We start from the raw sequence: 26,139 nt of genomic DNA on the forward strand, positions 1-26,139 counted from the left end.
AATTGGTAACAAAGCTGCTACATAAATAATGCTAAATTCTTTTATTTTACTCTTAAATGATGACATTTTAAAAGCAAATATTATACTTACAATAGTAATCATTAAAACAATTGGGTATCCAATCAATTGTACATTCGTTAACGTAAATTTATGATTAGGATTTTCAAATAATATATTAGTAAGTAACCAATATCCACCAATACCAATAATCATCCCTAAAATACTTTTTATACTCCCGCTTTTATCCTTCTCCATCTCTTTCGCTAATTCTTCCGCATACTCTTTTGGTGAGTCACCAAATATGTCACTTACTGTCTTTCCCTCTTTCTCGCCTTCTATTAAATGAAGTTCTGCATCTGCAAGAAAAGCGTCCACATCTTCTTCTTTAATCCCATTTGTTATTAAATATACTTTCGTATCGATTAAAAACTTTTCACCTTCTTTAGAAACCTTCATGATAATCCCCCTTTATTTAACCGTTTCTCTTCTATTCGTCTTCATCATAATTTCAAGGAAAATTAAAATAAACAAACTTCCGTATAAACATATAATTTGAAATAACATTGGCATAAGATCTTCAGATGTAAATGTTTTAAACATTAACATAATAGAAAGCGGAATGATTAAATATAAGTTTTTAAACCATCCTTCAAAATATATATTTATAGCTACTGTGATGATAAAAATCCCACCAGCTAATATATAACTTTGGACTTCGGTGAATGTGAGCATTTTTGTAGGATATATCACATCTAATATCGTAACAGCTCCTAATAAAAACAATGGAGCAATCATAACTAAAGACCACATAGAAAACCATGTTTTTGTAAAGCTTGTGACGAAGGTCATTTTGCGAAGTAGAAAATTAGGACCCATAACAACTAAAATCAATGAAAAACTGTAACCGATACACTGAATAAGTGAAATCTGTAACATTCCATTACTCACTATTAAGATAGAAGCAATAATCCAAAAAGATACGATATTCATTACTGTAAAACCAATTTGCTTCCACGTTTCCTGTCTATCTCTTTCCATCACTTTTACAAGTTCATTTGCATATTCTTTCGGTGAGCTTCCGAAAATATCTTCTACACTCTTCCCCTCACTCTCACCTTCTATTAAATGAAGTTCTGCGTCTTCTAAAAAGTTTTCAATATCACTTTCTTTCACACTCTTTGCCGTCAAAAATAATCTCATATCTAACAAAAACTTTCGTGCTTCACTTGATAACATTATTTTCTCCTTCCCTTCCCTTCAAGTAAACGTTCTACACTACTTTGCATCGCTTCCCAGCGATCCATAAATTCATCAAGTGCTTCCTCGCCTTTTTCTGTTAATGTGTAATATTTTCTCTTTGGACCAGATGGAGATTCCTTCATTACGCTTGTTATTAACCCTTCTTTTTGCATTCGTATTAATAACGGATAAATACTTCCCTCACTCGCCATTGTAAAACCATACTTTGCTAGCTTCTCACTCATTTCATAACCGTATATTTCGCCTTCAGAAATAATAGCAAGTAAGCATCCTTCTAAGATCCCTTTCAGCATTTGACTTGTCGACATAATTCAAATCCTCCTACTATCTTGTTTTACAAGATAGATAAGCGTAAGTATCTTGCTTTACAAAATAGTATAGCAAAGACTATTTTGCAAAACAAGATAGCTAACGATATTTTTTCCAAATGTTTGCAGGAATTTCATTATAACCTCTCTAAATAGAGCACTATGAAAACTTTATTATGAAGGGATGTTTTTCATCATGGTTACAAATCGAGTTGTCTTTTTAACAGGTGCTGCGAGTGGTATTGGGTATGAAGTGGGAAGTACTTTTGCAAAAGAAGGTGCAAAAGTTGTGATTACTGATCGTCTTGAAGAACGTGCGAAAGAAGCTGCTAAACAATTACAAAATGAAGGTTTTCAAGCTATCGGTTTAAAATGTGACGTTACATCTGAAGAGGAAATTACAGCAGCAATTTCTCAAACAGTTGATCATTTCGGTTCATTAGATATATTAATTAACAACGCAGGAATGCAACACGTTTCACCCATTGAAGACTTTCCAACTGAAAAGTTCGAGCTACTAATTCAAATTATGCAAATTGCTCCGTTTATCGCAATTAAGCATGCCTTTCCGATTATGAAACAACAAAAATATGGTCGTATTATTAATGTCGCTTCTATTAACGGCCTGGTCGGGTTTGCTGGAAAAGCTGCCTATAATAGTGCAAAACATGGCGTAATTGGATTAACAAAAGTTGCCGCTTTAGAAGGTGCTACGCATGGTATTACTGTTAATGCCCTTTGCCCTGGTTATGTCGATACCCCTCTTGTACGTAATCAACTACAAGACTTAGCTACTACACGAAATGTACCACTTGAAAATGTTTTAGAAGATGTCATTTATCCACTTGTACCACAGAAGCGTTTGCTACAAGTACAAGAAATCGCTGATTATGCTATGTTTTTAGCGAGTGAAAAAGCGAAAGGTATAACTGGTCAAGCTGTCGTTATCGATGGTGGCTATACTGCTCAATAAAAAATAAAGTTTGCTCAAGAAGAGCAAACTTTATTTTTTATCGCGAGGATCTTCGTACTTTAGTAATTGCCGCGGGAGCTTCTCAATTGCAACAATTACCCCCTCTAATTTACTTTCAATACGGTGGAGTAAATATAATGTTACAACAATTGGAAACCCTACATTACCTATCATCTTGATCCACTCTTCCATCCTCTTCCCCTCCTTTCATTATATAAGTAAGAGAAAACAATGCATTTAGGCATAAAAAAACAAGCTATTATGTATTAGCCTGTTTTTCAAATAATGATGCAATTTCTCGTTTATAATCCCCGCTTATAATACCTTTCTCAGTAATAATTCCTGTAATTAATTCGTTCGGTGTTACGTCAAATGCAGGGTTATAAACATTCGTTCCGATTGGTGCTACTTGTTTTCCAAAGATTTTCGTAACTTCTGTTTCATCTCTTTCTTCAATAATTATTTCGGCGCCAGTTTCTTTCGTAACATCAAATGTTGACAGTGGCGCAGCAACATAAAATGGGATATCAAAGTACTTTGCTAAAATAGCTAAATTCATTGTCCCTATTTTATTTGCCGTATCTCCATTTGCGACAATTCGATCCGCCCCTACAATAATTGCATCTATTTCTTTCGTTTGAATAGCATGAGCTGCAGTATTATCTGTAATAAGGGTCACATTAATATTTGCTTGCTTCAATTCCCACGTCGTTAAGCGACCACCTTGTAAAACTGGTCTCGTTTCACACGCATATGCATGTAAACGCACACCTTTCTCTTTCCCAATATAAAAGGGAGCTAATGCAGTTCCATATCTGGCAGTTGCGATACTTCCAGCGTTACAGATTGTTAAAATATTATCGCCATCTTTAAAACATGTTAACGCATATTCCCCAATATTTCGGCACACCTCTTCATCTTCCTGCTGAATGCGAAGCGCTTCTTCTTCTAATGTTTTTTGTGCTCCTTTTATTGTAGTAATCCCTCGAATAGATTCTCTCATACGATCAATTGCCCAAAATAAATTGACCGCTGTCGGGCGTGACGTCCCCAAATAATTACAATCTCTATTAAACTTCTTTTGAAATTCTTCAATATGTACAGTGTTATATTTTTTTGATGCAAGCGCCAAGCCAAATGCAGCTACAATTCCAATTGCAGGCGCTCCTCGTACTTCTAACATTACGATGCTTTTCCAAACCTCTTCAATAGTCGTCAATGTTTTATATTCTGTGCTATGCGGCAATTTCGTTTGATTTAATACCGCAATTGCATCACCTTTCCAACTTACAGATCTCGGAACAGTAACAATTGTACTCACGCTTTTACGCCCCCTGAAACTGTCTGTTGAAATAATGTTCGAAACAGTTGAATATCCGCACTTTTAGATTCATATTTTATTAGTTCTTTACCTAAGGATAGCGCTTGTTTCTTAGCTTGAATTCTTGTTTCTTTATTTTCTATTTCATCTAAATCTGCTACATGAGCTAAACCAATTGTTCTACGAACCAGTTCACATCCTGCAAATCCAACAGCATCAGTAAAGATATTTTGCAAAATAATTGGTAACCATTGTTTTTCTTTCGTATATGCTTCTACACCTTCTCCAATCCATAACTTTGTAAAAGTCTCTACAAAATAACTCCACGTCTTTTCTATATGGAAAAATAGTACACTTCTTTTTTCTTCTTCTCTAGATAAAGCATTTAATACTAGATTTGCAATAAATTGACCTATGTCAAATCCAAATGGGCCATAGGTCGCAAATTCTGGATCAATCACTTTCGTTTCAGAAGGTGACGAAAAAATACTACCAGTATGTAAATCACCATGAATAAGAGTTTCTTTTCTTGTTAAGAACTTATATTTATATTGTGCTACTTTTAGTTTTAAAGTTTTATCACTCCAAAGTTCATCAACCACGAGCTGTAAATCTGGCTCATAATCATTTGTATCATAATGTCCAAACGGATCTGTAAACACTAAATCCTCTGTAATTTTACAAAGATCCGGATTTACAAAGGTACCTTCTAGTACCCTCTTCTCTTCTGATTGTAAACCAAAATCTGAAGTGTAAAATAAAACATGTGCTAGAAAACGGCCGATATGCTGGGATAAAAGCGGATATTCTTCTCCGCCTATTAATCCTTTTCTTGTAATTGTTAGTCTTGATAAGTCTTCTATTACCGTTATCGCTAACTCTTCATCATGACTGTACACTGCTGGAACATAATCCGGTACATACTGCGCAAAAATTTGTAAGGCCTTACTTTCAATCGTTGCTCTTTTTATAGACAATGGCCAGCTTTCACCAACTACTTTCGCATAGGGCAGTGCTTGTTTTATTATAATTGATTTCTCTCCATCATCTAATTTGAACACGTAATTTAAGTTTCCGTCTCCAATTTCATGACAAACGACATTTGCCTTCGCTTCAAAATAGCCATGATCTTTCGCATATTGTACAGCTGTTATTTCTGTTAATGAATAATATCCCATCGTCTTCTCCCCCTTTTTAAATTCAGAGGTTTTTCTAACATAGAAAAACCTCTTTCCACTAAGAAAGAGGTTTGAAGTTTATCTTCTCCCCTCTTATCTGCCAGAAAGTTTTACTTTCTGCTGGAATTAGCACCGTGCCTTTTGGCGTAATAAACGCCCCATTTCACAATGGTATTACGGTCGGTTGCTGGGCTTCATCGGGCCAAATCCCTCCACCTGCTCTTGATAAGAGTTGTATAATTTTTTGAATTTTTAACTTTATGTTGAAGACTATACCAAGAATAAAAATCACTTGTCAACATTTTATTTGTATAATTCTGGACGACGATCCGCAAAAACTGGAATTCCTTTACGTACTTCTTTAATTTTCTCGAATACAAGCTCTCCAAATAAAATTGATTCTTCTTCATTTGCTTCTACAACAACCTCGCCCCAAGGATCGACAATTAAAGAATGACCGGCAAACTCATTATTCGGATCCTTTCCTGCCCTATTACAGGCAACAACATAACATTGATTTTCAACTGCTCTTGCTTGCAATAGCAAACGCCAATGTGCTAAACGAACTAATGGCCATTCTGCTACAACAAATAAAACTTTTGAACCTTTTGCAGTATGAACGCGCATCCACTCTGGAAAACGAATGTCATAACAAATTGTGCCGGCGCACTCTACATCATCTAACTTAAATTCACCTGTACTATTTCCAGCGATTAAATATTTATGTTCATCCATAAGCTGAAATAAATGCACTTTACTATATTCATTGACTAGTTCTCCTTCCTTGTTTACCACATACATTGTATTTGTAACACCTTGCTCTGTTTGCTTCGCTATGGAACCACCAACAATATGTACACCATATTGTTTCGACCATTCTTTCAACTTTTCTTTCGTTTCCAATCCATCCCTATCTGCAATTTCAGAAAGTCTTGCTAAATCATATCCTGTTGTCCATAATTCTGGTAAGACAATAACATCCGGTCTCTCCTTCATCGCTTCGCTTATTTTATTTTTAGCATTCTCAATATTTTTTTCTACATCTCCAAAAACAATATCCATTTGAATACATGCGACTTTCATTTTTTCAGCCCCATTCTTATTTTTCTCTTTACAAAATACTGGAAAGATTATATCATTTGTCACTAGAATTGTAACAACTTTCAAAAGAGGTGGAAAGTATGAAATTATTTCAACCTTCTGAGATAGTAACATCATTGCCAACACAATTTTTCGCTTCACTTGTTGCAAAAGTTAACAAATTCGTTGCAGCTGGTCACGATGTTATTAATCTAGGTCAAGGTAATCCAGATCAACCAACACCGCAGCATATCGTAAAAGCTTTACAAGATGCTGCAGAAAAGACCATTCATCATAAATATCCGCCATTTCGCGGACATGAAAGTTTAAAAGAAGCCGTGGCAACATTCTATCAACGTGAATATGATGTAGTAGTAAATCCGAAAACTGAAGTTGCTATATTGTTTGGTGGAAAGGCTGGATTAGTAGAATTACCAGTTTGTTTTACAAACCCTGGTGATTCGATTCTCGTTCCAGATCCAGGCTATCCAGATTATTTATCAGGAGTTGCTTTAGCAAAAGCACAATTTGAAACAATGCCGCTTATTGCAGAAAATAACTTTTTACCAGATTACACAAAAATTAATAACTCTATTGCCGAGCGTGCAAAATTAATGTTTTTAAACTATCCAAATAATCCTACAGGTGCTACTGCATCAAAAGATTTTTTTGATGCAACTATTCATTTTGCTAATAAACATAATATATTAGTGGTTCATGATTTTGCTTACGGTGCGATTGGATTCGATGGTCAAAAACCTGTTAGTTTCTTGCAAGCAGACGGTGCTAAAAATACAGGTATTGAAATTTACACTCTATCGAAAACTTTCAATATGGCTGGATGGCGTATTGCTTTTGCAGTAGGGAATGAAAGTGTCATTGAAACCATTAACTTATTACAAGATCATATGTATGTTAGTATTTTTGGTGCAGTTCAAGATGCTGCCCGCGAAGCACTATTAAGTTCACAGTCTTGCGTAATAGACCTTGTAAATAGTTACGAATCTCGACGAAACGCTCTTATTTCGGCTTGTCAATCAATTGGTTGGAATGTAGACATTCCAACAGGGTCATTCTTTGCATGGCTTCCTGTTCCAAAAGGATATACCTCTGAGCAATTTGCTGATATTTTACTAGAAAAAGCACATGTTGCAGTTGCTCCTGGTGTTGGATTTGGTGAACATGGCGAAGGGTATATCCGTGTTGGTCTCTTGCATACAGAAGATAGATTACGGGAAGCCATTAATCGAATTGATAAATTAAATTTTTTCAAAAAGTAATTGACAACATGAAAAATATCTGACAAAATTCAGTTATCTTAAAAATTTAAACATTTCTAAATACTTCTTATCAAGAGCAGGTGGAGGGACGAGCCCGACGAAACCCGGCAACCGATCTACAATTGTAGACACGGTGCTAATTCTCGCAGCATTACGCTGACAGATAAGGAGCTGGTTGTAAAAAAACCTCTCCTTAGCTGAGAGGTTTTTTTATTTAACTAGGAGGTTATAACAATGAGCGGAATTATAGCGACGTATTTAATCCATGATGATTCACATAACTTAGAAAAAAAGGCTGAGCAAATTGCACTTGGTTTAACAATTGGCTCTTGGACTCATTTGCCACAATTATTGCAAGAACAATTAAAGCAACATAAAGGCAACGTCATTCATATTGTGGAATTAGCTGAACATGAACATACAAATTCGTATTTACGTAAAAAAGTAAAACGCGGAATTATTAAAATCGAATATCCGTTATTAAACTTCAGTCCAGATTTACCAGCAATTTTAACGACTACATTTGGAAAGCTATCCCTTGATGGCGAAGTAAAATTAATTGACTTAACTTTTTCAGACGAGTTAAAAAAACATTTTCCTGGGCCAAAATTCGGGATAGATGGTATTCGAAATCTTTTACAAGTGCATGATCGTCCCCTTTTAATGAGTATTTTTAAAGGAATGATTGGACGAAATATTGGGTATTTAAAAACGCAATTACGCGATCAAGCAATTGGTGGTGTAGATATAGTAAAAGATGATGAAATATTATTTGAAAATGCATTAACACCACTTACGAAACGCATTGTATCTGGAAAAGAAGTTTTACAATCCGTATATGAAACATACGGACATAAAACGTTATATGCCGTAAATTTAACAGGACGAACTTTTGATTTAAAAGAAAATGCGAAACGTGCAGTGCAAGCTGGAGCTGATATTCTATTATTTAACGTATTTGCTTACGGACTAGATGTACTACAATCACTTGCAGAAGATGATGAAATCCCAGTTCCTATTATGGCACACCCTGCTGTAAGTGGTGCTTATTCAGCATCTAAGTTATATGGAATTTCATCTCCATTATTACTCGGAAAGCTACTACGCTATGCTGGGGCTGACTTTTCATTATTCCCATCTCCATACGGAAGTGTTGCGCTAGAAAAAGAGGAAGCTCTTGCTATCTCAAAATATTTAACTGAAGACGATGCATTTTTCAAGAAGAGCTTTTCTGTTCCGTCTGCTGGTATTCACCCTGGTTTCGTTCCCTTTATTGTACGAGATTTCGGTAAAGATGTTGTTATTAATGCTGGCGGCGGGATACATGGACATCCAAATGGAGCGCAAGGCGGTGGTGAAGCTTTCCGTACTGCAATTGATGCTACTTTGCAAAATAAACCACTCCATGAAGTAGATGACATAAATTTGCATAGTGCACTACAAATATGGGGAAATCCCTCTCATGAGGTGAAATTATGAGTATTCAAGTATTTTGTGATTTCGATGGCACGATTACAAATAATGATAACATTATGTCCATTATGGAAAAATTCGCACCACCAGAAGCTGAAGAAGTAAAGAATAGAATTTTATCACAAGAGCTATCTATTCAAGAAGGTGTTTCTCAATTATTTCAATTAATACCTACTCATCTGCACGATGAAATCATTCAATTTTTAATAGAAACTGCTGAAATTCGTAATGGTTTTCATGAATTTATACAATTTATAAATGAAAATAACATTTCTTTTTACGTTATATCAGGTGGAATGGATTTCTTCATCTATCCACTCTTACAAGGACTCATTCCAAAAGAGCAAATTTACTGTAATGAAACAGATTTTTCAAATGAATACATTACGGTGAATTGGCCTCATCCTTGTGATCATCATTGTCAAAATCATTGCGGATTATGTAAATCATCACTCATCCGTAAATTGAGTGATACGAATGACTTCCATATTGTGATTGGAGATTCAATTACTGATTTACAAGCTGCGAAACAAGCAGATAAAGTATTTGCTCGTGACTTCCTTATTACAAAGTGTGAAGAGAATTATATTGCTTATACACCGTTTGAAACATTCCATGATATTCAAAATGAATTAAAACATTTGTTGGAGGTGAAATTATGAAACAACTTTTTCGTCAATGGTATGACTTAAGCGAGATAAAAAAAGAATTAACAACACGAAATTGGTTTCCGGCAACGAGTGGTAATATTTCTATAAAGGTTAGTCATGAGCCCCTTACTTTTCTTATTACAGCAAGTGGTAAAGATAAAACAAAAACTACTCCAGATGATTTTCTATTAGTAGATCATTTAGGGGTTCCCGTATTAGAGACTGAATTACGCCCGTCAGCAGAAACAGTATTGCATACACATATTTATAACAATACAAATGCCGGGTGCGTACTTCATGTTCATACAACTGATAACAATGTCATCACAAATTTATATAATGATGCAGTCACCCTTCAAAATCAAGAAATTATTAAAGCTCTCGATATTTGGGAAGAAGGTGCAACAATTCACATTCCTATTATCGAAAACCATGCCCATATCCCAACGCTTGGAGAAAACTTCCGAAAGCATATAAAAGGTGATTCAGGAGCAGTATTAATCCGTAACCACGGTATTACCGTATGGGGCCGAGATAGCTTTGATGCAAAGAAAAGATTAGAAGCTTATGAGTTTTTATTCCAATTTCATATAAAACTATTATCAATTCAAGGAGGCGTTTCTAATGGCGCAAATTCGTATTCATGAAGTAAATACTCGCATTGAAAATGAAGTGGAAGTATCTAAATTTCTACAAGAGGAAGGCGTTTTATATGAGAAATGGAACATTTCTAAACTTCCTACTCATTTAAATGAAAATTATTCGTTAACAGATGAAAACAAAGCTGAAATATTAGCTGTTTTTTCAAAAGAAATCGCTGATGTTTCAGCAAGTCGAGGTTATAAAGCACATGATGTAATTTCACTTTCAAATAGCACACCTAACCTTGACGAATTATTAATTAATTTCCAAAAAGAACATCATCATACAGATGACGAAGTTCGCTTTATCGTCAGTGGTCATGGCATTTTCGCTATTGAAGGCAAAGATGGGAAATTCTTTGATGTTGAACTTGAGCCAGGCGATCTCATATCTGTTCCTGAAAATGCAAGACATTATTTTACCTTGCAAGATGATCGTCAAGTTGTAGCTATTCGTATTTTTGTGACAACTGAAGGCTGGGTTCCAATCTATTAAGGTAGTTAGTTGAATAAAAGGACTTGGACCCCCTTTTCCAAACTTTTATTCACTCTACATATATACATCCTCCTATGGAACAGGCTTATTTCATTTTTGAAATAAGCCTGATTTTTTATTTACTCAAAAGTACCACTTCATCACAAATTTAACACCTTGATTTTTCAAGTATATTTTTTGAACATTTTTTGAATATTTATTGAATTTTTTCTGAAAATTCTGTTTTGTATATGATATACTACAATTAATTAAGAAGGAAAATAATATCGCAAACAGAGGGGGATAATCATGAGCTTACTTATCGCACTTATACTTGGGGTTACATGTGGAGCATTTCCAGTTATTTTAGGAGCTATTATGGAAGAGTTAGAAATTGGTGTTTTAGGATTTGTCGCATCTTGTGTAAGCGCTTTATTATTTGGTTTATTCGGCGCTATTCCTGTTTCAATTCTGTGTGCTTTTTATATAATACGCCATGCTCGTACAAAACAATTGGGTCCTAATCACATCGCACAAATTATCCCATTCCCGGTTGAACGATGCCGCCGCGCTTCTAACTTATAATTATAAAAATTAAAGATGACTAAATAAAAGTCCTCAAATGAGGACTTTTATTCATTTTCTTCTAGAAATTGAAACAATTCTTGTAGATGTAGGGCATCTTCACCATAGCTAACAGATACATGAAATATACCGTCAATCTCAGCTTGCATATAAAGATCCACTCCATCACGATCATATTTCAATGCCAAATAAAACTCCATTTCTTCTAACATCTTTTTTGAGGTTCGAATTACATAATGCCCCTTCTCATCTCTTCCATATTCAAATTCTGGTTCAAAATCATACTTTTGTTTAAAAGCTTCTTTTTGTTTTTCATTAATTTTTATACAAGTAGCTCGCTGTACAGTATCAATCATCTCATCAAACTTTTGAAGGTCCACCTCGTTTACCCCCTTATATATTTTTTATATAATACTTGTGTTCCACTATTTTCTTCTCCATCTTTAATTAACTCTTCATACAATTCTTTCGCCATACTTAAGCCCGGGACTGATAATTGTAATTTTTCTGCTTCCTCTAAAGCAATTTTAATATCTTTCATAAAATGCTTTACATAAAATCCCGGCTCAAAGTCTCCTTTTAACATTCGAGGAGCTAAATTACTTAATGACCAGCTACCTGCTGCCCCTGTTGAAATGCTCTCTAACACTTTATCTGGATTCAGTCCAGCCTTCTTCGCGTAAGCAACAGCCTCACATACTCCAATCATATTGGAAGCAATCGCAATTTGATTGCACATTTTTGTATGTTGTCCACTCCCAGCTGGTCCTTGTAATTGAATGTTTGTTCCTAACTTTTCAAGTAAAGGTAAGCATCTATCATATATTTCTTTCTCTCCACCTACCATAATTGCGAGTTTTGCTTCTTTCGCACCAACATCTCCTCCTGAGACAGGTGCATCTAACGTATATATATTTTTGCTTTTTGCAACTTCATTAATGCGTTTTGCTAAAGTAGGTGTAGATGTCGTAAAGTCAATTGCTATCGTACCTTCTTTTGCATGTTCTATAATTCCTTCTATACCAAAATACACTTCTTCTACATCATGTGGATATCCAACCATTGTCATTACAATATCAACTTGCTTCACTAACTCTTTTGGCGTATCACACCAATGTGCACCATCTTGCACTAAAGAATCTGTTTTTGCTTTCGTTCTATTATATACATATACTTTATGACCATCTTGCATTAAGTGATAAACCATACTTTTTCCCATTACGCCAATACCAATGAAACCTATTGATAAAGTTTTATGTTCCATTTTCTCATCCCCTTTGTTCTAATAAATCATTTACCATCTTTCGGAACTCTTTATTAAAGTCATCATCCATACTATTTTTCACATTTGAAAATAACATAACAAAAGTTCCTTTTTCTTTATTAAAATTATTAAAAGTGTTCCAACCAGATAATACACCATGATTATGAAAATAATCTGCATATATATAAAAACTAAATGCATATTTCCGTTCTGCTGAAGGTGAAAACATTGCTTGTATACTTTGTTCAGAAAGAAGTTTTCCATTTATAATTGCTTCGTCTAACTTCTTCATATCTCCAACTGTCGTATACATCTCACCACAACCATATAGCCAATCCATGCCTAACTTCTGCGCTGGTACAAGCTCTTGATCTTTTTTCACATAACCCTTTGTAAAATTTTTATCGCCAGGTACCATATTTCCCATACCGGATTCATGCATATCTGCTTTTACAAATATGTTTTCTTTTATGTAATCTCCTAAAGGTTTTTTCGATATATGTTCTATTATATAAGCAAGCACCATATAATTATAATCTGTATATCTCCAACCTGTTCCTGCAGGAAATTCTAAATTTTGACGTCCGATCCAATTAATTAACTGTAAACGGGAAGCAGCATTAACATTGCCTTTTGCGTGTTCAGGTAAACCAGAGGTATGTGTTAATAAATGATATAGCGTAATATTTTTATTCTCCGGAAATGAAGGAATATATTTATTTACATTATCTTGAATATTCAATTTCCCTTGTTCTTGCAGCTGTAAAATAGATGTGGCAACAACTGTTTTCGTAATAGAACCGATACGATATTTTGTTTGAGGCGTATTTTCAATTTTATTTTGAACATCAGCATAGCCATATCCTTTATTCAATATAACATGCTCTTTATCTGTTACCAAAACTGTTCCATTAAATTGCTTTCCGACTAAATATTGATCTAATTTTTGAGATATGCTAGCATAATCAATTTGTTGCTCTTCTTTTTCTTCTATATTCCCTTGCACTTCTGGTTCAATAGTAGGATTCACCTTAGTTGTTAATACTGTGTTTTCCTTTATATTGGGGCTAACAAGAAAATAGTATACTCCGCCGCCAACTATAGCAGACAGTGAAGCCATTATCATTACTTTTTTTATCATGTCGATCCTCCATAATTCCTTCGCTAAAAATTGTCCCCCTATTCTATTATCAAACAATAAAAAAAAATCGCAACAATTTGTTGCGAAAAATTACATTTTTTCTTTTCTGTACACACATACTTGATTCTTTCCATTTTTTTTCGCTTCATATAAAGCAATGTCCGCTCGTTGCATTAATTCTTCTCTTGTAGTTCCTTGTTCATATAACGCAACTCCAAAGCTAGCTGTTAGCTTCGAAATTCCAGTGAATTGCTTTGTTTCAATGAAGAATCGTAATGACTCCGCAACTTGAAATGCTTCCTTTTCTACTGTATTTGTCACTAATATAATGAATTCTTCTCCTCCCCATCTTGCAAATACGTGTTGCTGCTCCACTTTAGATTTCATAAGCTCTGCAAGTTGTATTAATGCCAAATCACCAAAATCATGACCATATGTGTCATTAACTGTTTTAAAATTATCTATATCAAATAAAATGATTGCTATTTTCTCATCACTACGTATTACCTTTTCCCACTCTACCTCTAGTATTTGTTGAAACTTTAAACGATTATAAATCTCTGTCAATGAATCTACCATAGCAAGTCTTTCTTGTTCTTGATAGATTTCATCTAATTCTGTAATTTCCGTGCATTTTACAATAAATCTTGATAAATCTTCTGGCAATGGTGTCGCACGTAATAGAAAAGTAGATACTTCCCCTTCATAATTTGACATCTTAATTCTTCTACCACTTGATAAAGTATCGTCTAGCCATGTTATATCATGCGTCGTCGAGTAGTATCCATTTTCTCTAATAAAATGTTCAGCAAATACTAAATGTTGCTCACGATAGGCAAACAAATTTTCATATCCGAAAAAAGTTAAAAAATTTGTATTACAATCAACAATTTCATCATCTTCTACTATAAATAATAAATCATTTTGAAAATCAAACATCGTTTGAAGCAGTTCCTGTTGCAAACTAACTTGCCTTACTAAAGAAAGTTGATACAAACTCTTATTCACTTCTTCTAATACTGCTTGTGGAGTTACAGGGGCTATTACAATATTACGTATTCCTAATGCAAGTACATCTGTAAATTCTTTTGTTATTTGTTGATCCCAAATGACAATGAATGTACTTTGCGGGGTATACATATTCTTTATATATTTGATTTGAGAATAATCTGTTACATACATAATTATAATGTGCGGTTTCGTTCTTTGAAATAATAGTTCGCCCTCTTCAAAATTATTTGCTATAAACATACATTTTGGATGGATATTTTCTATCGTTTGTTGATGCTTACATCCATTTTCTATATAAAGGACATTTAACTGCAAATCTTGTAACACATTTTGGAAAACCGTATTCTCTAATAAAAAATGTAGTATGTTCATCACTAGTCTTCACTCACTTCATATATCTTGTTCTACTGAATTCCTCACAAACATTTTTAAAAGACTGTTCTCTAATAAACTTTAATTTGCGAGAGATACATATTAACAAGCTAATTGAGAATGTTATCTTCCCTTTTCACTCTATAAATTCCTTTTTTAGTGTATGATTATAGGAATTATATCGTTTGTATGAATGCCCTAGCTTATTTCTTAAAACTTGACAATTAAAATAAAGATATTATATTCTTAAATTCGACAACTTACAAAATGTAAGTAATATACATTGCGTTTTCTTGATAATTTTATATACAATTTGGAGGATATATAATGACAAACGACAACTTTTTTAACGTTTTATATGAACGCACATCTACACGTGCATTCAACCCAAATAAAGAAATCTCATCTACAGAATTGCATGAGATTTTAAAAGCCGCAGCACAAGCACCTTCCGCTTGGAACTTACAACACTGGAAATTCCTTGTTTTTCAAGGTGAAGATGTACAAAAACGATTACACCCAATAGCTTATAACCAACAACAAATTCTTGATGCTTCTGCAGTAGTCGCTATTTTAGGTGATTTAGAAGCTTATAAAAATGTTGAGCCAGTATATGGTCCAATTGTAGAACAAGGATTTATGAAAGAAGAAGCAAAAGAACGCTTAGCTAAAAATATTGAATCTGCATATGCTCGTGAACAATTCCCGAGAGATGCTGCCTTTTCAAATGCATCTTTAGCAGCAATGCAACTTATGCTTGCAGCTAAAGCAACTGGTTGGGATACTTGTGCTATTGGTGGCTTCAATCCACAAGCACTGACAGACGAATTTAACGTTTCATCTCGTTACGTTCCAATTATGCTTATTACAATTGGTGAATCAACTTTAAAAGGTCACCCTGCACCACGTATGAGCGTAGAGCAAGTGAGTGAGTGGGCAAAATAATAAAAAACGAAGGTAACTACATTACCTTCGTTTTTTATTTCCTGTCATACTTTTGTAATATTACTACAAATCATTCGACATTTATACTTATAGAAAAGTATATTCTATTCCTTTATCATAAATAAACGTGACGTTTTGTGTCGAATTTTGTTAAGGTATTGAAATATACCCGTGTGTTTTTATTACAATTGTGATACAATGATAACAAATAGATAACAAGAGAGGGATTTTCATTGAGTTCATACGGAAGCTTGATCGCACTTTTATGTTACATAGTAACTGTACTGCTTCTATATTTTATTGGTGATGCCGCAAACATCTCCATTTTACAATTCCCAAAAGAAGAAGCATTTCAATTAGAATCAGAAAAACATACTGCACGATCCATCGTACCACTACTCCTAGCTCTTCCTGTATATATCATCGTTTTATATAAAAGTAAAAAAGTGTAAAGGCTACCCATTTCGTTTATTTTGGTGGTTTTTACATTTTTTTGTTATATTACCCCTATTTTAAACATCATTCCATACTAAACACCCAGCTAGTCATTTAAAATGAGAAAATCCCCTAGAAAAAATTCCACTCTCTGTCCAGTCACTAACTACCGAACTTACATAGATTATAAGTGTGAAGGGGGTGATGAGGATTATGTTTGGATCATTTGGATGCTGTGATAACTTTAGAGACTGTCATCATCGTGAAAGAGAGTGCGACCATCGTGACCATCGCGAGAAAGAGAGAGAGGTAAAACCACAACAACCAGCTGTATGTAACGTACTTGCTAGCATTTCAGTTGGAACAGAGCTTTCTCTTTTAAGCATTAAAGGTATCGGATCTTTCAACGATGTAATTTTTGAAGGTTTCGCTAACGGTGTTGCTCTTTTCTCCGCTTTAGCTCGTAACAATAATGATAAAGATAATAAAGACGACAACAAAGATGATAAGAACCGTCAACGTAATACTTTTAATGGTATTTTACGTGTATGCCCAACTGATATCGTTGCTATCGCTATCTAGTTCTGTGTCTTATCCTCTATAGTAAGAAAACAAGATTTACTTTTCTCATAGAAAAAACCTGAGACCAATTTCAAATCGACTCAGGTTTTTTTATTAATTATATGCTTTTAACTAGTTCAACAACTTCTTCAGCAGTTGACATCATTAATGCTTTTTCTGCTAATGTTTCCATTTCTGCTTTTGACAACTTGCTTAGTTGTGTTCTTGCAGGAAGAATAGATGTTGCACTCATACTGAACTCATCTAAACCTAATCCTAATAATAATGGGATAGCAAGTGAATCTCCCGCCATCTCACCACACATGCCAGCCCATTTGCCTTCTTTATGAGCAGCATCGATAACCATTTTTACAAGACGTAAAATAGATGGGTTATATGGTTGGTATAAGTATGATACTTGTTCGTTCATACGGTCTGCAGCCATTGTGTATTGGATTAAATCATTCGTTCCGATAGAGAAGAAATCAACTTCTTTCGCGAATTGATCTGCTAATACTGCTGAAGCTGGGATTTCAACCATCATACCAACTTCAATAGAATCAGAAACAGTTGTACCCGCTTCTACAAGTTTCGCTTTCTCTTCTAATAAAATCGCTTTCGCTTGACGGAACTCATCAAGAGTTGCAATCATTGGGAACATAATTTTTAAGTTGCCGTATACGCTAGCACGAAGTAATGCACGAAGTTGTGTACGGAACACATCTTGCTCATCAAGACATAAGCGAATTGCACGGTATCCTAAGAATGGGTTCATTTCTTTTGGTAAATGTAAGTATGGAAGCTCTTTATCTCCACCGATGTCAAGTGTACGAACAACGACTGGTTGACCTTCTTTTACACCTTCAAGAACTGCTTTATACGCTTCGAACTGCTCTTCTTCTGTTGGAAGATTGTCACGGCCCATGTATAAGAATTCTGTACGGTATAAACCAACGCCTTCTCCACCATTATCGATAATACCTTGTACATCATTTGGTGTTCCGATATTTGCAACAAGCTCAACGTGATGTCCATCACTTGTTACAGTAGCTTGGTCTTTTAATTTTGCCCATTCAGTTTTTTGCTCTTCAAATTTCGCTTTCTTTTCTTCAAACGAACGAAGAGTTTCTTCTGATGGGTTTACAATTACTTCTCCATCTAAACCGTCAATGATAACGATATCGCCGTTTTGGATTTTCTCCATAACAACTTTTGTACCAACAACAGCTGGAATTTCCATAGAACGAGCCATAATTGCAGAGTGAGATGTACGTCCACCGATATCAGTAGTGAAACCTTTTGCATACTTACGGTTTAACTGAGCTGTATCAGATGGTGTTAAATCTTCAGCAATGATGATTACCTCTTCAGAAATTGTACCAGGATTTGAGAAGTTAATTCCTAGTAAATGTGCAAGAACGCGTTTTGTTACGTCACGAATGTCTGCAGCACGTTCTTTCATATATTCGTTATCCATGTTTTCAAACATAGAAATAAACATTGATGCAACTTCATCCATTGCAAATTCAGCATTTACTTTTTCGCTATTCACTTTATCTTTTACTGGGTTTACTAGTTCTGGATCATTTAACACTAATAAATGTGCTTCAAAGATCGCAGCTTTGTCAGCACCTAGCTCAGCAAATGCGTGGTCTTTAATAGCTTCTAATTCAGTTTTTGCTTTCTCAAGCGCAGCGTCTAAGCGTGCAATTTCTGCAGCTTCGTTTGTAATTGATTTCTTTTCGATGTTAAATTCAGGATTTTCAAGTCTGAAAGCCTTTGCAATAGCAATCCCACTTGATGCAGCGATCCCTTGAATGTTAAGAGTCATTATTCTCCTAATCCTTCGTTTTTCATAGTTTCTTCGATAGCTGCTAGTGCTTGAGCTGCATCATCACCATTTGCAGTGATTTTAATTTCTGCGTTTTGTTGAATACCTAAAGACATTACGCCCATGATTGATTTTAAGTTAACGTTCTTTCCGTTATACTCTAAGTTAATGTCAGAACCGAATTTGCTTGCAGTGTTTACAAGTAGAGTTGCTGGACGAGCATGAATTCCTGAGTCGCTAGTTACTTTAAAGATTTTTTCCATGATAATTTATCTCCTTTAAATTACAGTATTTTTTTAGTTGTATAGACGTGAGTACTACATCATCTATTGTATATAATAGGCGATGTTCGGTCAACCACATCGCCTATTATAATTATAAACATTTTGCGTCAAATTCCTACTGAATGTCAATAATAGCGGTTTCGCCCTTCTTAACATTTCCATCTTTTTTCAATTCGACTTGTTGCCCTTGTTGTAAGTTTGTAAAGACAATTGGTGTAATGATAGATGGTGCATTTTCTTTTACAAATGCAAGATCTACTTTTAATAATGGTTGGCCTTGTTTCACCTTGTCGCCTTGTGCTACAAGCGCTTCAAAACCTTCACCATTTAATTTTACAGTATCAATACCGAAGTGGATCAAAATTTCTTTTCCGCCTTCAGATTGAATACCAATCGCATGTTTTGTAGGGAATACATTAACGATCTCACCGTTAACTGGAGAAACTACTGTTCCTTCAGTTGGCTCAATTGCAAATCCATCTCCCATCATTTTTCCTGAGAATACTTGGTCAGGTACTTCTGTAATTGGTAATATTTTCCCTTCAATTGGTGATACAATTGTTTCATTTTCATCAACTTTTTGAGGAGTTTCTTCCACTTTTACAGGTTCTTCTTTTTCAACATGAGGTGTACGACCTGACATAATATCATGAATTTGTGATTTTAACGTGTCAGATTTCGGTCCGAAAATAGCTTGAATGTTATTTCCAACTTCAAGTACACCAGCTGCTCCAAGTTCTTTTAAGCGGTCTTTGTTTACATTCTTTTGTTCGTTAACTTGAACACGTAAACGAGTAATACAAGCATCTAAAGAAGCAATGTTTTCTTTACCACCAAGTGCTACTAATACTTCACGAGGAAGTTCGCCTGCTTCTGCTTTTCCTGCACCGTCATTCGCATTTGCCTCTTCACGACCAGGTGTTTTTAGATTCCATTTACGGATTGCAAAGCGGAATCCGAAGTAGTAAATAACTGCTAGTACAAGACCAACAATAATTACCCACCACCATGCTGTACGGCCTGGTAATACACCGAATAATAGGAAGTCAATTAAACCACCAGAGAATGTCATACCAATTTTAACACCTAAAATTTGCATTGTCATAAATGATAGACCAGCAAATACAGCATGAATTCCGAATAATACTGGCGCTACGAATAAGAATGAAAATTCAAGTGGCTCTGTAATACCTGTTAAGAAAGATGTTAATGCTGCAGAACCTAAAATACCTGCTGCTAATTTTTTATTTTCTGGACGTGCTTCATGATACATTGCTAAAGCTGCTGCTGGAAGACCGAACATCATGAACGGATACTTACCAGTTGTAAATGTACCTGCCGTTAATTCTACACCGTCTTTTAACTGTGCCATAAAGATTTTTTGGTCACCACGGATTAATTCGCCAGCTGCATTTGTATACTGACCGAATTCGAACCAGAACGGTGAATAAAAAATGTGGTGTAGTCCAAATGGAATTAATGAACGTTCAATTAAACCGAATATAAATGCTGCGATTGTTCTATTCGCATCAATCATTTGATGTGAGAACGTGTTTAAGCCACCTTGAATGTATGGCCAAACGAAGCACATGATAATACCTACTATTAAAGAGAATGTTGCAGTTGCGATCGGTACGAAACGCTTACCTGCAAAGAAACCTAAGTATGATGGTAATTCAATGTTGAAGTATTTATTATAGCAATATGCCGCTACTATACCGACGATAATACCACCAAATACCCCTGTTTGTAGCGTCGGAATACCTAATACGTTTGCATACGCTGGATCTGCAAATCCAATTTTTACTGGGTCTGCTCCAGAACTTGTTACTTTCACTAGCTTATCTACTTCTAAGAACACACTCATCGTTTTGTTCATAATTAAGTAGCCGACGAATGCTGCTAAACCAGCTACTCCGTCTCCACCAGCTAAACCAATTGCTACCCCAACTGCGAATAATAATGCAAGGTTAGCGAAAATAATATCACCAGATTGTTCCATAATTTTTGCAACCATTACGAACCAATCTGCTTTTAAAGCAGGAATAACATTTGTTAACTGTGGATTTTGAAATGCATTACCAAATCCAAGTAAAATACCTGCCGCCGGTAAAATCGCTACTGGAAGCATTAACGCTTTTCCGACTTTTTGAAGAACACCAAAGATCTTCTTAAACATGGAAACCCTTCCTCTCTTATCTATATTGATACCTTCCGACAAACGCCAAAAAGACATGAGGAAAAAAAGATAGAACGATAGCTATACAAAGGGTAGTATATCCCTTTCTCTAGCTTACATTCCTTACTTTTCTCCACTCATGCCTGATCGAATCAGTAACACGTGTCAAAAATAGGTTTACGTATAAGTTCACTATAATTAAGGCAAACGTTTTCGTTACTCTCCTTAATCTGTTTGTCGAAATTTGTATAACTTTGCAATAGTTATTATACATAACTATTGTAAGCGATTCAATCATTTTTTTTAACGTTTTCATTTTAGACAAAAATATATGACTTTTTACACATGCTCTGCCTTTACTAAGCGTTGCAAGTGCATCGTTAAATAAATACTTTCAGCTTCATATACAGGTAGTTGCAACTCTTTTTGCATGACCTTAACTAGCTTCCAAGCCACGTTATAGCAAACTGGATACTCCGCCTTTAATAAATCAGCAAAACTTTGCGATTCCTCTACTTTTTCTCCTTTTTTCACCCTCTCAATAGCATATTGAAGATGACGAATAAGGCGTAAATAATGAATGCTCTCTTGATCTAATGTAATTTGTAAGTTTGTCTCAATTAAAGATACAAGTTGTGCAATGAGACGGGAGTTTTGATTAACTGAAGATAAATCAGAATTTGTAAGCGAACTGTAAATGTGAAGTGCAATAAAACCAATTTCTCCTTCTGGCAATGTAATTTGCAAACGAGAATTTAAAAGTTCTACAACACCTTCAGCAATTTCATATTCCTCTGGATAGAGCATTTTTGTTTCAACTAAAAAAGGATTATCAATTGTAAGTCCTTGTTTTAACCTTTTAATTGCAAATGAAATATGATCTGTTAACGCAATATGAATATGTTCATTTAGTGGAGATTTTGCTTTTTCTTGAATGTACAGCATAATATCGTTCATCAATTCAATTAATTTTTCACTAACATGCGGCACTAATAATTTATATTGTTCACGATCACGTTCATTTTTTAAGACAAACATTTTTTCGATTTGTTCTTGCTCCAATACATCTTTCGCTTTTTTCCCAAATCCAATTCCTTTACCAATCACTACTACTTCCTCGTGTTCAGGATGGCTAGCAATGATGACATTATTATTTAAAACTTTTTTAATTTCTAGATAATTATTCATATAACACCACCCTCGTACTTAAATAGCCTACTTTTATGTTACAGAATATTCTTCTTTGTCGTCAATGTAAAACATCTGCCATTTAATAAAAATTCATTTTTTAGACATGTTTATATATGATGCGTATAATGTAAGAGCAACTGTACATAGAAAGGAGATAACAACATGATTAAAATGTTTGTAAGTGATATCGATGGTACAATGATGCAACACGGAGGTCTTATTGATGAGCAAGATGTTGCGGCACTACGCAGCCTCGCCGAGCAAAATGTTATTCTTTGCTTCGCTTCCGGAAGACTTGATAATGAAATTGCAGACTTAATGAAAGCTGTAAATACAAATTTTCATCGTATTAGTGTAAATGGTGTTTTTGTATATACACATGAAAATAAACAACTATTATCTGCAACTTTTGATTCCAGCATACTTCCCGATTTGTTAGCTATGACGAATGAAAATCCTTATTTCCGTTATGTAAGTGATGAGCATAATTATTACATTGAAGAGAAAACACCTTTTATTCAAGAACTTGAACAACAAGTAACAATGACTTCTGTTGAAGAACCAAACTTACTACAGAAGATTGATGATACAATTTTCCCAAATAAAATTTCTGTCGGTGGAACAAAGGAGAGCTTACAACTCCTTCAGAAAAAAATTGATGAAAAATTCCACGGGAAAGTTAGTACTTTCATCTCAGCAGAACAATGTTTAGATGTAATGCCACCGAATGTTAGTAAAGGCTCTGCCATTTCTGTTTTATTAAATGAGTTTCAAATAAAACCTGAGGAAATTGCTTGTATAGGGGATTCTTACAATGATATTCCTATGTTTTCTTTAACTCCTCACAGTTTTGCTATGTCGCAAGCCGATGATGCAGTGAAAAAACACGCTCACTATGTAGTAAATCACGTCAAAGATGCTGTTAACCACGTAATTGCTCATAATAAAAATACGACTCATTCCTTATAAGGATGAGTCGTATTTTTATTTCTTTACATGTTATCCATTTTCATTTCCACTGTACTTCACAAACTGAAATATACTATTTGTTACGTGCAATATTCGTAATAAATTTATAACGATCTCCACGATAAATACATTTCACGTACTCTAGCGGTATCTCACCTTCTGAATATGACCATTGACGCATTACAAGTACAGGCGCCTTTTTAGGAATATGCAGATGTTCAGCTTCATTTTCCGTTGCAACAGAAGCTTCAATTGACTGAGTAGCGCTAACAAGTTTAAAGCCCAGTTTTTTCTCTAAATGTTCATATAAAGATTGTTGCAATATCTCTTCGTTAATATCTTTTACAAGAGCTGGCGACAAATATGTCGTCTCAAAAGCAATCGGTTCATCATCAGCTAAGCGAATACGCCTCACTTCATAAACCGATTCCCCCTCCTGTATTCTCAACCGGTCTGCTATTTTAGCAGTAGCTGGAACTAGGCGGAAACTAAGTAATTGACTACTTGGGTTCATCCCACGAGAAATCATGTCTTCTGTGAATCCCGTCATTCCTTGCAATTTTTGTTCCACTTTCGGAAGTTGGACAAATGTTCCAATTCCACGCTTCCGATATAAATAGCCTTGTTCCACTAAATTATTAATCGCCTGTCTGATTGTCATACGACTCACTTCGAACTTATCACAAAGTTCATTCTCAGATGGGATTTTATCTCCCGGCTTCCATTCGCCGTCCTCAATTAGCTGTTTCACCCACTCTTGAATCTGATAATAGATCGGAAATGGTGAATACTTGTCGATGTTCATCAGCAATCGCCTCACTGCATAAAGATAGAGCTTCTTGATCTGCGATTACGGTTACATTCGGATGACGTTGTAAAACTGTAGCCGGACACTCTTCACTATATTCACCTTGCAATAATTCTTTAACAGCTTCTGCCTTTTTAGCACCCATAGCTACAAGTAGAACTTGTTTCGCTTTCATAATGCTTCCAATTCCCATTGTAATCGCATGAGTTGGCACATCTTCTTCTTTTTCGAAGAAGCGAAGGTTTGCTTGGCGTGTAGATTCTGTTAATTCAACAATGTTCGTTGGAGAATTAAACGGTGTTCCTGGCTCGTTAAATCCGATGTGACCGTTTTCACCGATTCCAAGAATCTGTAGGTCAACTGGGTTAGCAGCTAGAATGCCCTCGTAACGTTTGCATTCTTCCTCTAAATCACTTGCCATCCCGTTTGGTACATAAGTTTGTTTAAATGGAAGATGATCAAACAACTGTTCTTGCATGAAATAGTGATAGCTGTTTTTATCTTCATGTGGTAAATTTACGTACTCATCTAAGTTTACAGTGGTTACACGGCTTGTATCAAGTTTATTTTTTCGCATTTCTGCATAAATACCTAATGGAGAGCTTCCTGTAGCCATTCCTAATGTTGGATTTTCTTTTGTTTTTACAACTTCTTCAATTAATTTATAACCTACTTCTGCTAGTTCTTCTGGAGTTTTTACAACAAGAATATTCATTTAATTACTTCCCTTCCTTCATATGAATTCCTAAACGAACCGTATCATATACATGTAAATCTTCATTCATCACAACAAAGTCTGCATCTTTTCCTACCGCTAATGCACCTTTATTATTTAATCCAAACTCTTCTGCTTGGTTAACTGATGTCATCAGTACTGCATCTTCGATTGAACAACCTGTAAATTCAATTACATTTCGGAAAGCTTGATCCATTTTTAGAATACTACCAGCTAACGTTCCATCTTCTAATCGAGCACTACCATCTTTTACATGTACCGGCTGTCCGCCAAGCTCATATAATCCATCTTCAAGACCTTTTGCGCGCATTGCGTCAGTAATAACACTTACTTTTTTCGGTCCTTTTAACTTATATGCTAATTTCACCATATCAGGGTGAATATGAATACCATCTGTAATTACTTCAACCATTACATCTGGATTTAATAACACATGACCAACAACTCCTGGCTCACGGTGATGTAATCCACGCATTTGATTGTATAAATGTGTCGCATGTGTAATCTTTCTATTTTTTAGTTGCGCATCAATTGCATCTGTATGCCCCATTGTGCCAACTACACCAGTTTCAGTAAGATATTGTTCAAACTCTAATGCTCCCTCTTCTTCTGGTGCATATGTTACTAATTTAATTAAATTCCCACTTGCTTCTTGCCATTGTTTAAATTGCTCAATATTTGCAGGAACGATATGTTCAAGTGGTTGTGCACCTGCACGTTTCTTTGAAACATAAGGTCCTTCTAAGTGAATATATTCGAAATGTGCTCCTTTTTCTTTTGCTTCTTTCGCAGCAGTTAGCGCTGCTTCAATTGCCTCTGGAGCTTGTGTCATTGTTGTTGGGAAGTAAGTTGTAACCCCTTCTTTTAACATTTCTTTACCTAGAGTTACTAACCCATCGCTATTTGCATCCATCGCATCAATATCGTATCCACCATGAATATGAACATCGATCATACCTGGAATTACAATCTTCCCTGTAGCATCAAAAACAGTTTCATTTTCTTGTGGTACATATTGAGCCATCAAACCAATTTCTTTAATGGTTTCTGCGTAACGAATAAATCCGTTTTCCACTATTTCTTGACCTGTGTAAATTTTGGCATTGATGACAATTTGCGTTTTCATTTTCATCGATCCTTTCCCATGAAATACCTACTTGTTATTATTACCTTATTCGCCTAGTTCCA

General features: G+C 35.1%; 29 protein-coding genes and 2 riboswitches. Of the genes, 11 read left to right on the forward strand and 18 right to left on the reverse strand.

What is annotated here, in order from left to right; all coding sequences use genetic code 11:
* From MR167_RS05640 to MR167_RS05650, 3 genes are all read right to left on the reverse strand, one after another.
* A partial coding sequence (locus MR167_RS05640; protein ID WP_481746698.1) for an HAAS domain-containing protein occupies nucleotides 1–456 on the reverse strand: 456 nt, incomplete at its 3' end.
* A 12-nt stretch (nucleotides 457–468) separates the two neighbouring features.
* Nucleotides 469–1,236: a DUF1129 domain-containing protein gene (locus MR167_RS05645; RefSeq protein WP_242314164.1), complete on the reverse strand. Its 768-nt coding sequence runs from the start codon at nucleotides 1,234–1,236 to the stop codon at nucleotides 469–471.
* The gene (locus tag MR167_RS05650) at nucleotides 1,236–1,568 is read right to left on the reverse strand and encodes a PadR family transcriptional regulator (RefSeq protein ID WP_000107977.1); all 333 of its coding nucleotides are present in this window, start codon (nucleotides 1,566–1,568) and stop codon (nucleotides 1,236–1,238) included. Before MR167_RS05650 ends, MR167_RS05645 begins: the two co-directional genes overlap by 1 nt.
* A 196-nt stretch (nucleotides 1,569–1,764) precedes the next feature.
* Between MR167_RS05650 and MR167_RS05655 the strand changes: the two genes are divergently transcribed.
* Entirely contained in the window at nucleotides 1,765–2,541 is a 777-nt protein-coding gene (locus tag MR167_RS05655) for a 3-hydroxybutyrate dehydrogenase (RefSeq protein ID WP_242314166.1), read from the forward strand.
* Between the two features lie 30 nt (nucleotides 2,542–2,571).
* On the opposite strand, the gene MR167_RS05660 is transcribed toward MR167_RS05655, so the two are convergent.
* The 4 genes from MR167_RS05660 to MR167_RS05675 form a co-directional block, all read right to left on the reverse strand.
* Complete coding sequence (locus MR167_RS05660; protein ID WP_000393336.1) at nucleotides 2,572–2,733, reverse strand: YvrJ family protein; 162 nt, start codon at nucleotides 2,731–2,733, stop codon at nucleotides 2,572–2,574.
* A 67-nt stretch (nucleotides 2,734–2,800) separates the two neighbouring features.
* On the reverse strand, nucleotides 2,801–3,862 hold the full coding sequence (mtnA, locus tag MR167_RS05665; protein WP_000104617.1) for an S-methyl-5-thioribose-1-phosphate isomerase: 1,062 nt from the start codon (nucleotides 3,860–3,862) through the stop codon (nucleotides 2,801–2,803).
* Entirely contained in the window at nucleotides 3,859–5,040 is a 1,182-nt protein-coding gene (mtnK, locus tag MR167_RS05670; RefSeq protein ID WP_079245881.1) for an S-methyl-5-thioribose kinase, read from the reverse strand. The genes mtnA and mtnK overlap by 4 nt, the downstream gene beginning before the upstream one ends.
* A gap of 90 nt (nucleotides 5,041–5,130) precedes the next feature.
* Nucleotides 5,131–5,272, reverse strand: a riboswitch (SAM riboswitch).
* 71 nt (nucleotides 5,273–5,343) lie between these two features.
* Entirely contained in the window at nucleotides 5,344–6,207 is an 864-nt protein-coding gene (locus tag MR167_RS05675) for a carbon-nitrogen family hydrolase (protein ID WP_002162505.1), read from the reverse strand.
* Nucleotides 6,208–6,221: 14 nt separating this feature from the next.
* On the opposite strand from MR167_RS05675, the gene MR167_RS05680 reads away from it, so the two are divergent.
* From MR167_RS05680 to MR167_RS05705, 6 genes are all read left to right on the forward strand, one after another.
* A complete protein-coding gene (locus MR167_RS05680; RefSeq protein WP_000765506.1) occupies nucleotides 6,222–7,400 on the forward strand; it encodes a pyridoxal phosphate-dependent aminotransferase in 1,179 nt (392 codons plus the stop codon).
* Between the two features lie 64 nt (nucleotides 7,401–7,464).
* A riboswitch (SAM riboswitch) is annotated at nucleotides 7,465–7,570 on the forward strand.
* Between the two features lie 64 nt (nucleotides 7,571–7,634).
* Nucleotides 7,635–8,879, forward strand: coding sequence for a 2,3-diketo-5-methylthiopentyl-1-phosphate enolase (gene mtnW / locus MR167_RS05685; protein WP_242314168.1), 1,245 nt, complete (start codon nucleotides 7,635–7,637; stop codon nucleotides 8,877–8,879).
* Nucleotides 8,876–9,535 (forward strand): 2-hydroxy-3-keto-5-methylthiopentenyl-1-phosphate phosphatase, encoded by a 660-nt coding sequence (gene mtnX, locus MR167_RS05690; RefSeq protein ID WP_242314170.1) that lies wholly within the window; start codon nucleotides 8,876–8,878, stop codon nucleotides 9,533–9,535. Before mtnW ends, mtnX begins: the two co-directional genes overlap by 4 nt.
* Entirely contained in the window at nucleotides 9,532–10,170 is a 639-nt protein-coding gene (locus tag MR167_RS05695) for a methylthioribulose 1-phosphate dehydratase (RefSeq protein ID WP_000811337.1), read from the forward strand. The genes mtnX and MR167_RS05695 overlap by 4 nt, the downstream gene beginning before the upstream one ends.
* Nucleotides 10,148–10,660, forward strand: coding sequence for a 1,2-dihydroxy-3-keto-5-methylthiopentene dioxygenase (locus MR167_RS05700; protein WP_000057322.1), 513 nt, complete (start codon nucleotides 10,148–10,150; stop codon nucleotides 10,658–10,660). Before MR167_RS05695 ends, MR167_RS05700 begins: the two co-directional genes overlap by 23 nt.
* Nucleotides 10,661–10,948: 288 nt before the next feature.
* Entirely contained in the window at nucleotides 10,949–11,224 is a 276-nt protein-coding gene (locus tag MR167_RS05705) for a hypothetical protein (RefSeq protein ID WP_000054662.1), read from the forward strand.
* A gap of 47 nt (nucleotides 11,225–11,271) precedes the next feature.
* On the opposite strand, the gene MR167_RS05710 is transcribed toward MR167_RS05705, so the two are convergent.
* The 4 genes from MR167_RS05710 to MR167_RS05725 all read right to left on the reverse strand — a co-directional run bounded on the left by MR167_RS05710 (nucleotide 11,272) and on the right by MR167_RS05725 (nucleotide 15,012).
* The gene (locus tag MR167_RS05710; protein WP_242314172.1) at nucleotides 11,272–11,604 is read right to left on the reverse strand and encodes a DUF3909 family protein; all 333 of its coding nucleotides are present in this window, start codon (nucleotides 11,602–11,604) and stop codon (nucleotides 11,272–11,274) included.
* Nucleotides 11,605–11,609: 5 nt separating this feature from the next.
* The gene (locus tag MR167_RS05715) at nucleotides 11,610–12,488 is read right to left on the reverse strand and encodes an NAD(P)-dependent oxidoreductase (RefSeq protein WP_000400426.1); all 879 of its coding nucleotides are present in this window, start codon (nucleotides 12,486–12,488) and stop codon (nucleotides 11,610–11,612) included.
* Nucleotides 12,489–12,492: 4 nt separating this feature from the next.
* Nucleotides 12,493–13,629: a serine hydrolase gene (locus MR167_RS05720; protein WP_000592890.1), complete on the reverse strand. Its 1,137-nt coding sequence runs from the start codon at nucleotides 13,627–13,629 to the stop codon at nucleotides 12,493–12,495.
* 90 nt (nucleotides 13,630–13,719) lie between these two features.
* On the reverse strand, nucleotides 13,720–15,012 hold the full coding sequence (locus MR167_RS05725) for a GGDEF domain-containing protein (protein ID WP_001023182.1): 1,293 nt from the start codon (nucleotides 15,010–15,012) through the stop codon (nucleotides 13,720–13,722).
* Between the two features lie 327 nt (nucleotides 15,013–15,339).
* On the opposite strand from MR167_RS05725, the gene MR167_RS05730 reads away from it, so the two are divergent.
* The 3 genes from MR167_RS05730 to MR167_RS05740 all read left to right on the forward strand — a co-directional run bounded on the left by MR167_RS05730 (nucleotide 15,340) and on the right by MR167_RS05740 (nucleotide 16,974).
* Nucleotides 15,340–15,957 (forward strand): nitroreductase family protein, encoded by a 618-nt coding sequence (locus tag MR167_RS05730; RefSeq protein ID WP_000180387.1) that lies wholly within the window; start codon nucleotides 15,340–15,342, stop codon nucleotides 15,955–15,957.
* Between the two features lie 233 nt (nucleotides 15,958–16,190).
* Nucleotides 16,191–16,409: a hypothetical protein gene (locus MR167_RS05735; protein ID WP_000100493.1), complete on the forward strand. Its 219-nt coding sequence runs from the start codon at nucleotides 16,191–16,193 to the stop codon at nucleotides 16,407–16,409.
* Nucleotides 16,410–16,605: 196 nt separating this feature from the next.
* Nucleotides 16,606–16,974 carry a DUF3915 domain-containing protein gene (locus tag MR167_RS05740; protein WP_000468031.1) on the forward strand — a complete coding sequence of 123 codons (369 nt, stop codon included), beginning with the start codon at nucleotides 16,606–16,608 and terminating at the stop codon, nucleotides 16,972–16,974.
* A gap of 97 nt (nucleotides 16,975–17,071) precedes the next feature.
* Here MR167_RS05740 and ptsP read toward each other — a convergent pair whose 3' ends face one another.
* The 4 genes from ptsP to glcT all read right to left on the reverse strand — a co-directional run bounded on the left by ptsP (nucleotide 17,072) and on the right by glcT (nucleotide 22,435).
* The gene (gene ptsP, locus MR167_RS05745) at nucleotides 17,072–18,784 is read right to left on the reverse strand and encodes a phosphoenolpyruvate--protein phosphotransferase (RefSeq protein WP_000174216.1); all 1,713 of its coding nucleotides are present in this window, start codon (nucleotides 18,782–18,784) and stop codon (nucleotides 17,072–17,074) included.
* Nucleotides 18,784–19,047 carry a phosphocarrier protein HPr gene (ptsH, locus tag MR167_RS05750; protein WP_000411080.1) on the reverse strand — a complete coding sequence of 88 codons (264 nt, stop codon included), beginning with the start codon at nucleotides 19,045–19,047 and terminating at the stop codon, nucleotides 18,784–18,786. The genes ptsP and ptsH overlap by 1 nt, the downstream gene beginning before the upstream one ends.
* Nucleotides 19,048–19,183: 136 nt before the next feature.
* On the reverse strand, nucleotides 19,184–21,247 hold the full coding sequence (gene ptsG, locus MR167_RS05755; protein ID WP_000473176.1) for a PTS glucose transporter subunit IIABC: 2,064 nt from the start codon (nucleotides 21,245–21,247) through the stop codon (nucleotides 19,184–19,186).
* A 339-nt stretch (nucleotides 21,248–21,586) separates the two neighbouring features.
* On the reverse strand, nucleotides 21,587–22,435 hold the full coding sequence (gene glcT / locus MR167_RS05760) for a glucose PTS transporter transcription antiterminator GlcT (RefSeq protein WP_001067323.1): 849 nt from the start codon (nucleotides 22,433–22,435) through the stop codon (nucleotides 21,587–21,589).
* 165 nt (nucleotides 22,436–22,600) lie between these two features.
* Between glcT and MR167_RS05765 the strand changes: the two genes are divergently transcribed.
* Entirely contained in the window at nucleotides 22,601–23,407 is an 807-nt protein-coding gene (locus MR167_RS05765) for a Cof-type HAD-IIB family hydrolase (protein WP_000594250.1), read from the forward strand.
* Between the two features lie 73 nt (nucleotides 23,408–23,480).
* Here MR167_RS05765 and MR167_RS05770 read toward each other — a convergent pair whose 3' ends face one another.
* From MR167_RS05770 to nagA, 3 genes are read right to left on the reverse strand one after another with little or no spacing between them, the layout of a single operon-like run.
* Entirely contained in the window at nucleotides 23,481–24,212 is a 732-nt protein-coding gene (locus MR167_RS05770; protein ID WP_014894892.1) for a GntR family transcriptional regulator, read from the reverse strand.
* Entirely contained in the window at nucleotides 24,142–24,930 is a 789-nt protein-coding gene (nagB, locus tag MR167_RS05780) for a glucosamine-6-phosphate deaminase (protein WP_001024215.1), read from the reverse strand. The genes MR167_RS05770 and nagB overlap by 71 nt, the downstream gene beginning before the upstream one ends.
* A 4-nt stretch (nucleotides 24,931–24,934) precedes the next feature.
* Nucleotides 24,935–26,077: an N-acetylglucosamine-6-phosphate deacetylase gene (gene nagA, locus MR167_RS05785; protein ID WP_002082222.1), complete on the reverse strand. Its 1,143-nt coding sequence runs from the start codon at nucleotides 26,075–26,077 to the stop codon at nucleotides 24,935–24,937.
* Nucleotides 26,078–26,139 lie beyond the last annotated feature (62 nt).

The sequence above is a fragment of the Bacillus cereus group sp. BfR-BA-01355 genome (genome assembly GCF_022663675.1).
GTDB lineage: Bacteria > Bacillota > Bacilli > Bacillales > Bacillaceae_G > Bacillus_A > Bacillus_A thuringiensis_S.